This is a genomic window from Pseudomonas sp. GW821-FHT09E12, assembly GCF_059416085.1.
In genome coordinates, this window is record NZ_JBWKOM010000006.1 from 59483 (window position 1) to 72550 (window position 13068).

A 13068-nucleotide genomic window follows, 5' to 3' on the forward strand; every position below is an offset into this window, starting at 1 on the left:
TTATGAACCCCCTGATTTTATTGCGTGATCTTCTTCTCTTGGCAGTCTAATCTGGACCGATTAAATGTTGTCAGGAAAATGGCATTTATTTGACGCATCTTTAGCTGCCCAGAGGGACGCGTAATGATCAAAGGACTTTTCAGCGGGGAGCGGCGGGTGTCGCCGTGGGGGTGCAGGGTCGACAACAGTGAGGTCGCGGCGACGAGAGCCGTCTCATGAAGTGGCGCCATACGTTCCAGGTAAGGATCACTGGGGTATTGGCGTTGTTGCTGTTGATCGTGATCGGGGTGGTGTATTTCGCCGTCAAGGCCGCGACCAATCATGCGGTGGAAAACCAGGCGCAAGTGCAGCTGCAAACCGGCGCCCGGGTCTTCGAACGCCTGCTCGAACTGCGCGGTCGGCGCTTGCGTTATGGCGTGGACTGGCTGGTGGTGGACTCGCAGTTCCGTGAAGCGGTGATCAGCGGCGACTCGCGGGCGATTCTGGAGGCGCTGCGTCAGCATGGCACTGGCACCCGCGGCAGCGAGCTGTTCGTGCTCGGCGCCGAAGGCACGGTGATCGCCAGCACCCTGGGGGCGATCGCCGAGCGTGAGCATTTCCCCTATGACCGAGCATTGCGCACGGCCCTGCGGCAGAGCAAAAGCATGTTGATCGTCGCGCTCAAGGGCCAGCCTTATCTGCTGGTCCAGGGGCAGGTACTGACGCCGATGCACATGAATCGGGTGGTCATGGCGTTTCGCATGGACGACCTGTTCGCCAGCGAGTTGCGCTCCATGAGCAACCTGGAGGTGTCATTCCTCACCCTGCAGGACGGGCGCGCGGGGGAGTTGTTCAGCACTCAGCCGGACATTTTCTGGGCGACCATCATCACCACCCTGCGCAATGCGTCCTGGCGCGCGCGACCACAGTTGAGCGATGCCCACGGCAAGCGCTTCCTCAATCAGGCCCTGCAACTGGCCAATACCGACGATCCCGACGACCCCAAGGTTCTGGCGTTGCTGCAAAGCCCGCTGGATCACGCCTTGCAGGCCTTCGCGCCGCTGGACCGCGAGTTCCTGGTAATTGCCCTGGTGGCGCTGGTGGTGTCGCTGGCCGGCGCCCTGTTCATGGCGCGGCGGGTGTCGCGGCCGTTGAATGTGCTGGCCGATGCCGCCCAACGCATCGGCGCCGGCAACTACCAGGTGCCGGTGGTGCTCAAGCGCACCGACGAGTTCGGCTTGCTGGCCGAGGCGATCAACGCCATGCAGAGCGGGATTGCCAGCCGCGAGCTGCAACTGGCCCACAACGCCCTGCACGACCCCCTGACCGGCCTGCCCAACCGGGCGCTGGCCATGGAGCGCCTGAGCAACGCCATCAGCGCCGGGCGCAAGGTGGTGCTGCTGTACCTGGGCATCGAGGACTATCGGGCGATCAACGAAGGCCTGGGCCCGGAAGGGGTGGAGCAGATGATGCGCGAAGTCAGCCGGCGGCTGTCGGAGACGGTGTCCACCGGCGACACCGCCGCGCGCATCACCGCCAACGAGTTTCTGTTGCTGCTGGAAAATACCGAGATCGATGGCGCGGTGGCCATGGCCGACCGGCTCCATGCGTTATTGAGCCGGCCGCAGCCCCTGCGTGGCGATGAAGTGCAGCGCCAGGTGTGCATCGGCGTGGCGGTCTACCCCACCGACGGGCAATCGGCGGAAGAGCTGATCAGCCGCGCCGCCATCGCCCGCCACGACGCGGCCGCCCAGCCCGGTTACCTGCAGATCTACCAGCAGGACCGCGACCTGGCCCATCAGCGCCAGATCGGACTGATCCGCGACCTGCGCCGGGCCGCGGCGGAAGGCGAGCTGTTCTTGCTGTACCAGCCCAAGCTGGACCTGCGTCACGGCCATGTGCACCAGGCCGAAGCCCTGCTGCGCTGGCAGCACCCGGAGTTCGGCATGGTCTCGCCGACGGAGTTCATTCCCCTGGCCGAGCGCACCGGCAGCATGAACAGCCTGACCCTGTGGGTGATCGAGGAGGGCATGCGGCAACTGGCCGAATGGAACATGCGCGGGCTGCATCTGCAGTTGTCGCTGAACATCTCGGCGGACGACCTGCATGGCCACGACCTGGCGGCGCGGGTGAGCGTGTTGCTGCAGCGTTATCGATTGTCCGCCGAGCAGCTGATTTTCGAGATCACCGAAAGCGCCATCATGCGTCACCCGGAGCAGGCGCTGGAGGTGTTGCAGAGCCTGCGCGACTGCGGCATCAGCCTGTCGGTGGACGACTTCGGCACTGGCTACTCGTCGCTGGCGCAATTGCAGCGGCTGCCGGTGCAGGAGCTGAAGATCGACCAGTCGTTTATCCGCAACCTCGACGAAACCAGCGGCGACGCGGTGATCGTGCGTTCCACCATCGAGATGAGCCACAACCTGGGGCTCAAGGTGGTGGCCGAAGGGGTGGAGCAGGAGCGCAGCCTGCGCCTGCTGGAGCGCTGGCATTGCGACACGGCCCAGGGCTACCTGATCAGCCGGCCGCTGACTGCCACAGCCTTCGAGGCCTGGCTGTTGAAGTCGCGGATTTCCAGCTGAGCAGCCCTGTGTGGCCGCGGCCGCACTGGGCGCTGCAGCCGCCCTGCTTCACGGTGTGAAGCCTGGCGCCATCAACCCTCGGCGATGGGCCGCGGCTTACTGCTTGGTGCACTCGGCGGGGAGTGCTACGACGCCGCCCATGGAGGCGAAGGCGACCATGCCGCCACTGGGCAGGATGCAATTGTATTCGCCGTTGCTGGTGCTGGCGGTGAAGTAGGTCTGGGAAGCGTCGCTGCGCACATTGGAGACCGTGGTCACGGGCTTGCCGAGGGTGGTCTGGGCGCGGTTCTTGAGGTCGTCGTTGCTGGGTTTGGCAATGGCGCAACCGCCCAGGGCGAGAGCCAGGATGCCGAGCAGGGCGAGGGGACGAGCAGTGGGGTGGAGGTTCATGGTGATTCTTCCTTGGCATTGTTGTGTTTTCTACGGCGCAGCCGACCCCGACACCGCAGAGCGGCGGTGTTGAGAAGAGCGAGTGAGTGGTTGGCACTATATCGCCGGGGTGGGGGAGGGTCGATTAGCACAGATGGGCTAATGTCCCTTTGCAATTGCGGGGGGCGGGGTATGGGGGCAGGGCCGGCAGAAGGTCGCCGGCCCCGGCTCGGGATTCAGCTCAGCAGTTGTTCCTGCAGGCGCCGGCCGAGTACGTCCAGCAGGTCGCAACCGTCGCGCAGGGGGATGACGCAGAGCTGGGCGAAATCCTGGAGCAGCGCCGGGTTGCCGTGCAGGTTGGCGTCGCTGGCGAGGTTTTCCAGCAACTGGGCCGCGGCGCGGATGCGGTGGGCGGCGGCTTCGTGCAGCACATCCAATGGCGCCTCGGTGTCGATCAGCAAGGCGGGGATGGTGCAGTCGTTGCTGGTCAGGGCCATGTAGCGGCGGGGTGAGGTGTCGTCGATGAGCGCGGGTGGATCGGGAACGACTTTTTTCATTGAACTGGCTCCGGGTAGGGATCTGAGCCGCCAACAGCCTTCCTACGGGCTTGGGTGGCAGCCGTGCGCGGGGTAGGAACCGAATACCCAGGGACTCGGCCACGTCGAAACGTGCCCGCGCACAGCCGCCGCGGCTGATCTTACGGACACCTCAAAGGGGCCGCAATCAGTCGGGACGCGTACGCGCCAAGGGTCATCAAAAGGGTTCCTACGCCCTGTCACTGAATTGGCAGTGACAGACCAAACCATAGAGTCCGAGGCCCGGCGGGACAAGGTGATGGGAGTCGACGCGTGTTGTAGGAATTTTCGCCATAACCACTGCCACACCGATCTCGGCTCAACATTGGCCCTGTAGCCGCTGCCGAGCCCGCGAGGCTGCGATCGTCTGCGTAGCAGACGCAAGGGCGGTGTCCCCCATCAGCCTGATACACCGCGTTGTCTGGTTTAGCGTCCGCTTTGCGGCCGATCGCAGCCTCGCGGGCTCGGCAGCGGCTACATGAATCGTTATCGCCCGGGAGGCTGGTGGTGGTTGGGCGGGCCCTATCGCGAGCAAGCTCGCTCCTACAGGTATTGCACCGTCCTTGTAGGAGCGAGCTTGCTCGCGATGACGTCAGGCCGGGCAATACAAAAATGAAAGGCCGAAGAAGCTCCCTCCAAACGCCATCCACAAAAAAAGGCGGCTACCCGCAGGTAGCCGCCTTTTCATTCACCGCCGGTAAGGCTTATTCCGACAGTTTGTAGGCGATGATGTAGTCGCCCATCTTGGTGCCCAGCGAGCCGTGGCCACCCACGACCACCAGCACGTACTGCTTGCCATCCTTGCCGGTGTAGCTCATTGGCGTGGCCTGGCCGCCCGCTGGCAGGCGGGATTTCCACAGTTCCTTGCCGTTGTTCACGTCATAACCGCGGATGTACTGGTCCAGGGTGCCGCTGAGAAAGCCCACGCCACCGGCGGTGACCATCGAGCCGCCCATGCTCGGCACGCCGATGGGCAGGCCGATCGGTACCGGCGAGCTGTCGCGGCTGGTGCCGTTCTTGTGCTTCCACACCACTTTGTTGGTGGTCAGGTCGATACCGGCCACGTAGCCCCAGGCCGGGGCCTGGCAAGGTACGCCGAACGGCGACATGAACGGATGCATGATCACCGCGTACGGCGCGCCGGTGTTGGGTTGCACACCGGAGGTTTCGCTTTCGCGCTTGCTGCCGGCGGCGACTTCGGCGCGCGGCACCAGCTTGGAAACGAAGGCCATGTAGTTCGGGCTGGTGAACAGCAGGTGACGGACCGGGTCGATCGACACGCTGCCCCAGTTGAACACACCGACGTTACCCGGATAGACCAGGCTGCCCTGGATCGACGGCGGGGTGTACTGGCCTTCGTAGCGCAGTTCCTTGAACTGGATGCGGCACAGCATCTGGTCGAACGGCGTGGCGCCCCACATGCCTTTTTCTTCCAGCGGCGGCGGCAGCAGGTTCAGGTCCGAACGGGCCTGGGTCGGCGCGGTGTGGTCACCTTCGACCGCACCACCCGGCGCCGGCACTTCCTGGATCGGCACGATCGGGGTGCCGTCGCGACGGTCCAGCACATACAGGCTGCCTTGCTTGGTCGGCTGAATCAGCGCCGGCTTGATGCCGTCCGCGGTCTTCATGTCCACCAGGGTCGGCTGGCTGCCCACGTCCATGTCCCACAGGTCATGGTGGGTGAACTGGTAGTTCCAGCGCAGCTTGCCGGTGTCGATGTCCAGGGCCACGGTGCCGGCGCTGAACTTCTCGGCGCCCGCGGTGCGGTTACCGCCCCATTGGTCAGGCATCTGGTTGCCCAGCGGCAGGTAGACCAGGCCCAGCTTCTCGTCGACGCTGGCCAGGGACCACATGTTCGGCGAGTTGCGGGTGTAGGTCTGGCCTTCCGGCAGCGGCGTGGTGACGTCGGGGTTGCCGGCGTCCCAGTTCCACACCAGGTGACCGTCGTGCACGTCGAAGGCGCGGATCACGCCGGACGGTTCGTTGGTCGACTCGTTGTCGGTCACGTGGCCGCCGATGATCACCAGGTTACGGGTGATGGCGGCCGGCGACGTCGAGTAGTAGCCGCCCGGGGTGAACGGGCCGATACCGGCCTTCAGGTCCACGGCGCCTTTGTTGCCGAAGTCTTCGCAGACCTTGCCGGTGTCGGCGTTGATCGCGATCAGGCGCGCGTCGGCGGTCGGCAGGAACAGGCGACGCGGGCAGCTGGCGGCGATCGCCTGGCCGGCGGCCGAGAGGCTGGCCGGGGTGCTGATGGCGTCGCTTTTGTTGAAACTGGCTTCGTCGTAGTACGACACGCCGCGGCAGGTCATGTGTGCCCAGCCACGGAAATCATCGCCGTTCGGGCCCTGGATTTTCGGGTCGAAACGCCAGATTTCCTTGCCTGTGTCCGGGTCCAGCGCCAGCACCTGGCTGTGGGCGGTGCAGGCATAGAGCATGCCGTTGACCTTCAGCGGGGTGTTCTGGTTGGTGATTTCCACCGGGTCCTTGGCGGTCGGCATGTCGCCGGTGCGGATGCGCCAGGCTTCCTGCAGCTTGCCGATGTTGGCCGGAGTGATCTGGGTCAGCGGCGAGTAGCGGTCACCGAACTCGGTGCGGCCATACGCCTGCCAGTCGCCTTCGGGCATGGTCGGCGCGGCGCTGGTGGTGTCGGCGCTTGCACGGCCCAGTTCGCCCGAGATCTCGCCCGGGTGGGTGAACTGGCTGTTGATCGCGGCACCGCCGGCCAGGACCACGGCCACGCCCAGTACCGCGGTGCTTACAGGCGCCGGGCCGTTGCGCAGCAGCGGACGACGGAACCATGGCAGCAGCAGAACCACGCCCAGGGCAAAGAACAGCGACAGGCGTGGCACCAGTTGCCACCAGTCCAGGCCGACTTCCCACAGCGCCCAGACGGAGCTGGCGAACAGCACCACCCCGTAGACGAGCAGCGCGGCACTACGACCGGCCAGCAGCAGGATGCCGCTGACGATCAGGCCAATACCGGCCAACAGGTAGTACAGCGAGCCGCCGAGCATGCTCAGCTTGATCCCCCCGGCCAGCATGGCCAGGCCCATTAGCAGCAGCAAGATGCCGAGCAGGCTCGGCAGCAGGCGGCTCGGACTTGAAGCACCCTCAGTGCTCATAGTGTGGTTCTCCGTGACGTTTAAGGTAGTCCCGCGCTTGTTCACTGTAGATGACGATCAGGCGCGGGCATGGTTCAGCAGTGTTTGGGAAAAACAGTTTTATTCAGATTGGCGCGTTGCCGGTGCGCCTCAGAACGAGCTCTGGATCTTGATCCCGCCGATCAGCGCGTCGTCGACCTTGTCCACGCCACCCGGGTGGCGGATGTATTGCAGGTTCGGGCGCACGGTCAGCCAATTAGTGACATGCACGCCGTAGTACAGCTCGGCGCTGTATTCGGTGTCCTGGGGCGGCAGGTAGGCCGGGTTGTCGTAGTCCTGGATGAGGTTGGCCTGGTTGCTCGCTTCGGCGTTCTTGCGGTAGGCCGGGTTGACGTGGACCCGGGCCATGGCGAAGCCGATGTCGTCCTTGGCGCGTGCATCGAACAGGCCTTTGTAGACCAGGCCGGCCTGGACGTAGTTGTCGATGGCGTTGGTCTTCTTGTCGTGCATCGTCGCGTTGGCGAACAGGCTCAAGCCGCGCGAGTGGTCGCTGGCCAGGCTAGTGATCTGCTGTTGCGCGCCCAGCCACAGGCCGTGCTTGCTCGAACTGCTGCGATAGGCCTCGCCGCTCAAGGCCGCCGGCTGGCCGTTGCTGTCCTTGTACACGTCGCTGGCCTTGGCGCTGCTGTAGTAGTAACCGGCGCGGTATTCACCCGGCAGGCCGCCCGGCTTCGGCGTCCACACCAGTTCCACTGGCAGCAGGGTGCCCTGGGTGCCGCTGCCGCTGAGCTTGAAGCCATTGCCGCGCTCGAGGTTGGACGGGTTCTGCTCATAGGCGCCGATCTGCGCGTAGAGCTCAGGGGTCAGGTGATATTTGACCCGCAGCGCCCACTGGCTGACCGGCCAGTTGTACCAGACGCTGCCGGCCCAGTTGCCGACCTGGGAGCCACAGAACGCCAGGTTCTGGAAGTCGCAGGGGAAGCTGTTGAAGTCTTCGCCCTGGCCGAACCGGCCGACCTTGATATCGAGTTTCTGGTCGAAGAATTTCTGCTGGTACCACATCTGCGTCAGGCGCCAGGTCTGGCCGCGGCCCCAGACTTCCTGGGCCGAGGTGAAGCCACCGACCCGCGGGTCGTTGATGCGGTCGTTGCTGATGTTGTCGCCGTCGCGCTTGGTGATGGTCAGTTGGAACTCGGCATCGTTCCAGCCGAGGATCTTGCCCAGGTCCAGGTGGCTGCCGAAGGCGAACTGGTCGCTGAAGCGCGCGGTGCGGTCATGGTCGTAACCGCCATGCAGGTTGGCGCCCATTTCGCCGACGAAGTCGATCTTGAAGTCGTAGCCTTTTTTCGCCAGCTCGGTGCGGTTGCCATTCCAGTCGCCGAGCATCCACGGGGACTCGCTGTTGAAGGCCGGCGCGGCCTGGGCGCAGGTAGCCAGGCCGAGGGCGCTGAGCAGGGCCATGGTTTTCTGGCTGGCGGAAGGGTGAAAGACAGCGCTGTCTTTGAGAGGCTTGAAATTAGGCATAAGTTGTCAGGTAAGGGCTTTTTATAAGTGGTCAGAAACAGGGGATATCGCGCATTGCGAACCTTGGGGATCGAAAGCGGTAGCCACTGTTTTAAGGAAAAAAAACGATTCAGCGTTGGGGGCGTAAGGATAAAGCGCCTCCTCCTGGAGAGAAAGCGCTTTTAGTGACATGAATCATTTCGGATTTGGTAACAGTGTGTTTTTTCTATCCGTTTGTATTCGGCACGGAACTACCGTCAATCTTCGTGGGTTTATCCCACTTCAATAGGGCAAGTCGTTCTACTTTGAATAACTTGCTCCTGTGTCGGTCTGGCCCAACCGTTTCAGACTTCTTTTCTCCAGCCGGAGAACGTGATGGACGTTCCTTCTTCCTCTTTGTCCTTGATCTCAATCTTGTAAGTACCGCCGCCCACCACGCCGTCAATCAGGGCCTTTTCATCGTTGGCGCGTAACTCGGCGCCTTTTGCCTGCTCCTGGTAAAACTTCACGACCTCGGAGAACGGCGCATAGGTTTGCAACAAGACCTCGAAATCATGCCGTGGCCGGCCGGCCAGTTCGTCGTAGTCTCCGTAAATCGGCGCGCCTTTCAGGCCCGGGGTGGTGAAAAAACCATCGACGCCCGCGCCCACCAGGTGGGAGTCTTTGGGTAACAACGCAAGCATCGCCTTCGGGAAATCCGCAGGCAGTTGCGAGGCATTCCAAGATGCTTTTTTCGGGTCAGTGGTGATGTATTCGACCGTGGCAATCTTTTGTGCGTTGGCACGTGCCTCGGGATCTTCACTTTCGGCCCAGAACGCGACCATTGGCGGCAACTGTTTGCTCCAGGCAATGATTGGCTCGGCGTCACTCTTCTGGGCATCTTTGGCCTGGAAGATAGTCAGCACGGTTTCGGGCCCCGGATTGCAGGACAACGACTCTGTCTTCGATTTGACGGTGCAGTGTCCATTCACCAGGCCTACGGCGATCAACTGCCCCTTGTCGTTCAACAGCAGCGCGGCGCGTTCATCGCCGTGATCGTGATCCATGGCCGTGAGCATTTTGCGCCCGGTAGGTACGCCCTCTTTGAATGTCGAGAACTCTGAATCCAGGGAATCCAGCACTTGCGTCACGATCATGGAGCCGTCGCTGGTGAAACTGCCGGTGGCGTAGCCGATGAAGTCAATTAGGGCCGCGCGAACTGCCGGATCTTCATTGAGTTGTGGCGGTCGGGCGGGGGCAGGGGCATCGGTGAGCAGCAGCACGGTTGTGCCATCCGCGCGTCTTTCCGAGTGAAGTGACAGTGCAGTGGCGTCAAGCGAGAGGGTGAGTGCTAAAAGCAAGGCGAACGGGCGTGTGAGGGTAAACAAGGGGCAGTCCTTTACTGGGTGGAGATCCGTTTTTTCGGGAGGCCGGTGTGGAGGGCAATGTTCCAGGTCGTACAGGGGCTGTACTCGACCCTGGTAATGCCAGGCATCGGCGTAATCGCGCGCATTTTGCACCTGTCACGGCATGGCGGTACAGGCCGGGATTGCAGAGCGTCCTGCAAGCCCGGCGCTGAGGGGGAATCAATGGGAGGGGGGAGAGGAAAATCGCAGCCAGAAGGCTGCGATTTGGGGAGGGCTCAGAAGGTGGTGCGCAAGCCGACCTCGATGCTGCGCCCCTGGGCCGGGGCGATGTCGCGCAGGATCGAGCTGGCGTAGCGCACGGTCTGGTTGGTCAGGTTCTCGCCCTTGACGAAGGCCAGCCACTGGCTGCTGCCGATGTCGAAGTGGTAACCGGCGCTGGCGCCCAGGGTGGTGTAGCCGTCGGTGCCGCTTTCGTTGTCCGGCACGCGACGCTGGCTGGCGGCGTGTTCGACATCGATGCGCGCCTGCCAGCGATCCAGTTCCCACAGCAGGCCGCTGTTCAGGCGCAGCGGCGCGATGCGTGGCAGGGCTTCACCGTTGTCCAGATTCTTGGCGCGGGTGTAGTCGCCGGACAGTTCCAGGGCGAACTTGCCGTAGGCGCTTTCGCCGAGCTTCCAGTGGTCCTGGGCCTCGATCCCGGCAAACCGCGCGCGGACCCCGGAGTAGGTGTATTCCGGCATGCCGCCTGCGTCTTCCTCGCCTTCATCGTTGAGGGTACGACCGCTGCCGAGCAGCCCGATGTAGTTGGAGAAGTGGCTGTAGAACACCCCGACGCTGCCTTTGTGGGTGCCGTTGTCGAAACGCAGGGCCAGGTCGCTGGACACGGCTTTTTCTTTCGACAGGTTGGCGTCGCCGACTTCATAGGTGCCGGTGGCCACGTGGGCGCCGTTGGCATACAGCTCGTAGAAGGTCGGCGCGCGTTCGGTGTAGCCCAGGGTGGCGGCCACGGACCAGATCGGCGTCAGGGTGTAGACCGCGCCGGACGACAGGCTGCCGGCGGTGAAACTGTTGGAGCTGTCGGCCTGGCTAAAGCGCTCGTTGCCTTTGCTGTCCGGGTCGACGCGGGTGTGTTCCAGGCGCCCGCCGAGGCTGAGTTTCAGGCGCTCGGTGGCCTGCAATTCTTCGAGGATGAACAGCGCGGCGCTGTCGGTATCGGTCTGGGGTACGAAGGCTTCTTCGCCGAGCGCGGAAAATTCGCTGCGGCTGACCTGGGTGCCGATCACCCCATTGAGCGGGCCGAGGGGCTGGTGGCGCGCTTCGACCCGGGCTTCGTAACCCTTGTTCTTGAAAATGGTGCCGGTCTCGCCGCCTTCGATTTCGCGGTGCTCGTAATCGGTGTAGCCGGCGTCGAACTTCAGCGAGCTGAAGGGGCCGTCGAGGTTGCGCAGTTCCGAGGCGAAGGCGTAGTGATCCTGCTTCATGCGGATGCGCACGTCGTCTTCGGCGGGCGAGCCGTAGTTGGAGTCGTAGTTGCTGTAGGACAGCCCGGCGTAACCGTCGTCCCAGGTGTAGGAACCGCCGATGGCGCCGCCGTCCTGACGGCCGTCGCTGTTGCCCAGGCGGCCTTTTTTGCCGTTGCCGTCTTCACTCGCTGGGGCGTGGCGGCTGCGGGCGTAGCCGGGGATTTTCAGGTCGTTGAACTGCCGCGAGTTGGCGTCCAGGTGCAAGGCGAAGGTGCCGTTGCCGGCTTCCAGCTTGCCCGCGCTGCTGCGGGTGGTGTCGGCACCGCCGTAACGCAATTCACCGGCACCGTGGATGCCTTCGATGGCTGCGGTGGGGATGCGGTTGTCGAAGGTGTTGACCACGCCGCCGATGGCGCTGCCGCCATACAGCAGGGCGGCCGGGCCGCGGACGATCTCGATGCGCTCGACGTTGACCGGGTCCAGCGGCACGGCGTGGTCGTAGGACAGCGACGACGCATCCAGGGCGCCGACACCGTTGCGCAGCAGGCGAATGCGATCGCCGTCCAGGCCGCGAATGATCGGCCGGCTGGCGCCCGGGCCGAAGTAGGACGAAGACACGCCCGGCTGTTTATTCAGGGTTTCGCCGAGGCTGCCTTGTTGTTGCAGGGTCAGCTCGTCGCCTTCCAGTACCGTGCTCGGCGCTGCCGTTTGCTGGCTGCCCAGGGGGTTGGCGGTGATGACCTGCGGTTGCAACTCCAGGGCGTGGGCCTGGGAGGCGAACAGCAAGGCGGCGGACAACGGCGTCAGGCGCCAGAGTAAGGAGCGAGAAGGGCGGTGGGCAGAGAGGGACATCGGTCATTCCTTGGCAAGCGCGAGGCTGTGCGCTTTGAGTCAAAAGAGAACAGGCGTGACACGGCGAGGTGTCTGGATCAGGGGGTTGTTTTGTATTGATACAATATAACATATCTTTCTGCGCAAAAAGAAAGGAACTTTTCAGGAGAAGGGGGCATTCGTTCCGATGTAGCCGCTGCCGCAGGCTGCGATCGAGCGGAACGCTCGCGGCGATCTCAGGTGCATGAGCGCCTTCGGCGCTATCGCAGCCTGCGGCAGCGGCTACAGTTGATGAGTGTTCGCCCTTCCACGGGCTCGAAGCCTCGGCTAAGGTGCGCGACTTCCTTTTTCTCTTGCTCGAAGGCCCGGCATGACTGCAACGAACAACGACCCGCTGCACGGCGTCACCCTGGAACAGATCCTCAAGGCGCTGGTGGAACACTACGAATGGCAGGGGTTGGCCGAGCGCATCGATATCCGTTGCTTCAAGAGCGACCCGAGCATCAAGTCGAGCCTGACCTTTCTGCGTAAGACGCCCTGGGCGCGGGAGAAAGTCGAGCAGCTGTACGTGAAACTGCAGCGCACCAAACGCCCGCTCTAAGGACCTTCGATGGCTGTCGAGCCGGTTTTTCCTTCAGGCGGCAAACGGCTGTTCACCGCGTTGGCCGCGTTGCTCGGCTGGTTGGCGCTGACGATCCAGCTGTACCTGATCCTCCATCTGCGCTGGACGGTGGACGCCAGCCTGCTGGGCGGGCTGATCAACTTTTTCAGTTTCTTCACCGTGCTCACCAACACCCTGGTGGCGGTGGTGCTGACCTGCGCCTTGAACCTGCGCAGCTCGCGCGGGCAGCGGTTCTTTCTGCAACCCTGGGTCAGCAGCGGCATCGCGGTCAGCATTGTGGTGGTGGGGCTGGCGTACAGCCTGTTGCTGCGTCACCTGTGGCATCCCCAGGGCTGGCAGTTGGTGGCGGACGAGTTGCTGCACGACGTGATGCCGCTGCTGTTTCTCGTCTACTGGTGGTGCTGCGTGCCCAAGGGCCGCCTGGGGCTGCAACATGTCGCCGGGTGGATGCTCTACCCGCTGCTGTACTTCGCTTATGTGCTGCTGCGCGGGCACGTGCTGGGGCTGTATCCCTATCCTTTTCTCGACGTGGGCAAGCTGGGCTATGCGCAGGCGTTCGTGAATGCGCTGGGGATTCTGGCGGGGTTCGTGCTGGTGGCGCTGCTGTTGGTGGGCATTGATCGGTGGCGGGGAGCTGGCTCGGTGTCATCTGGCTGAATGCTTTCGCGGGCAAGCCTCGCTCCTACAGAGGCGGGTC

General features: G+C 63.5%; 9 protein-coding genes. 3 read left to right on the forward strand and 6 right to left on the reverse strand.

Going from position 1 to position 13068, the window contains the following annotated elements:
- The first annotated feature begins 215 nt into the window (after positions 1-215).
- Positions 216-2558 (forward strand): putative bifunctional diguanylate cyclase/phosphodiesterase, encoded by a 2343-nt coding sequence (locus tag AC07PQ_RS18515; RefSeq protein WP_493186150.1) that lies wholly within the window; start codon positions 216-218, stop codon positions 2556-2558.
- A 96-nt stretch (positions 2559-2654) separates the two neighbouring features.
- Here AC07PQ_RS18515 and AC07PQ_RS18520 read toward each other — a convergent pair whose 3' ends face one another.
- The 6 genes from AC07PQ_RS18520 to AC07PQ_RS18545 form a co-directional block, all read right to left on the reverse strand.
- On the reverse strand, positions 2655-2948 hold the full coding sequence (locus tag AC07PQ_RS18520; protein WP_007930783.1) for a hypothetical protein: 294 nt from the start codon (positions 2946-2948) through the stop codon (positions 2655-2657).
- A gap of 215 nt (positions 2949-3163) precedes the next feature.
- Positions 3164-3484 (reverse strand): hypothetical protein, encoded by a 321-nt coding sequence (locus AC07PQ_RS18525; RefSeq protein WP_274304515.1) that lies wholly within the window; start codon positions 3482-3484, stop codon positions 3164-3166.
- A gap of 722 nt (positions 3485-4206) precedes the next feature.
- A complete protein-coding gene (locus tag AC07PQ_RS18530; RefSeq protein WP_493186149.1) occupies positions 4207-6627 on the reverse strand; it encodes a glucose/quinate/shikimate family membrane-bound PQQ-dependent dehydrogenase in 2421 nt (806 codons plus the stop codon).
- 129 nt (positions 6628-6756) lie between these two features.
- Complete coding sequence (locus tag AC07PQ_RS18535) at positions 6757-8130, reverse strand: carbohydrate porin (RefSeq protein ID WP_493186148.1); 1374 nt, start codon at positions 8128-8130, stop codon at positions 6757-6759.
- 323 nt (positions 8131-8453) lie between these two features.
- A complete protein-coding gene (locus AC07PQ_RS18540) occupies positions 8454-9476 on the reverse strand; it encodes a hypothetical protein (RefSeq protein WP_493186147.1) in 1023 nt (340 codons plus the stop codon).
- A gap of 254 nt (positions 9477-9730) precedes the next feature.
- Positions 9731-11770, reverse strand: a complete 2040-nt coding sequence (locus AC07PQ_RS18545; RefSeq protein ID WP_493186146.1) for a TonB-dependent receptor — start codon at positions 11768-11770, stop codon at positions 9731-9733.
- Between the two features lie 349 nt (positions 11771-12119).
- Here AC07PQ_RS18545 and AC07PQ_RS18550 point away from each other — a divergent pair, with 349 nt between their 5' ends.
- Both AC07PQ_RS18550 and AC07PQ_RS18555 read left to right on the forward strand, forming a co-directional pair.
- Entirely contained in the window at positions 12120-12350 is a 231-nt protein-coding gene (locus tag AC07PQ_RS18550) for a VF530 family protein (protein WP_007923118.1), read from the forward strand.
- A gap of 9 nt (positions 12351-12359) precedes the next feature.
- Positions 12360-13028, forward strand: a complete 669-nt coding sequence (locus AC07PQ_RS18555; protein WP_493186145.1) for a Pr6Pr family membrane protein — start codon at positions 12360-12362, stop codon at positions 13026-13028.
- Positions 13029-13068: the final 40 nt, after the last annotated feature.

What these genes read in the sequence shown, in the direction of transcription:
- AC07PQ_RS18515 (WP_493186150.1), top strand. Translation starts at nt 216, where the DNA reads ATGAAGTGGCGCCATACGTTCCAGGTAAGGATCACTGGGGTATTGGCG.
- AC07PQ_RS18520 (WP_007930783.1), bottom strand. Translation starts at nt 2,948, where the DNA reads ATGAACCTCCACCCCACTGCTCGTCCCCTCGCCCTGCTCGGCATCCTG.
- AC07PQ_RS18525 (WP_274304515.1), bottom strand. Translation starts at nt 3,484, where the DNA reads ATGAAAAAAGTCGTTCCCGATCCACCCGCGCTCATCGACGACACCTCA.
- AC07PQ_RS18530 (WP_493186149.1), bottom strand. Translation starts at nt 6,627, where the DNA reads ATGAGCACTGAGGGTGCTTCAAGTCCGAGCCGCCTGCTGCCGAGCCTG.
- AC07PQ_RS18535 (WP_493186148.1), bottom strand. Translation starts at nt 8,130, where the DNA reads ATGCCTAATTTCAAGCCTCTCAAAGACAGCGCTGTCTTTCACCCTTCC.
- AC07PQ_RS18545 (WP_493186146.1), bottom strand. Translation starts at nt 11,770, where the DNA reads ATGTCCCTCTCTGCCCACCGCCCTTCTCGCTCCTTACTCTGGCGCCTG.
- AC07PQ_RS18550 (WP_007923118.1), top strand. Translation starts at nt 12,120, where the DNA reads ATGACTGCAACGAACAACGACCCGCTGCACGGCGTCACCCTGGAACAG.
- AC07PQ_RS18555 (WP_493186145.1), top strand. Translation starts at nt 12,360, where the DNA reads ATGGCTGTCGAGCCGGTTTTTCCTTCAGGCGGCAAACGGCTGTTCACC.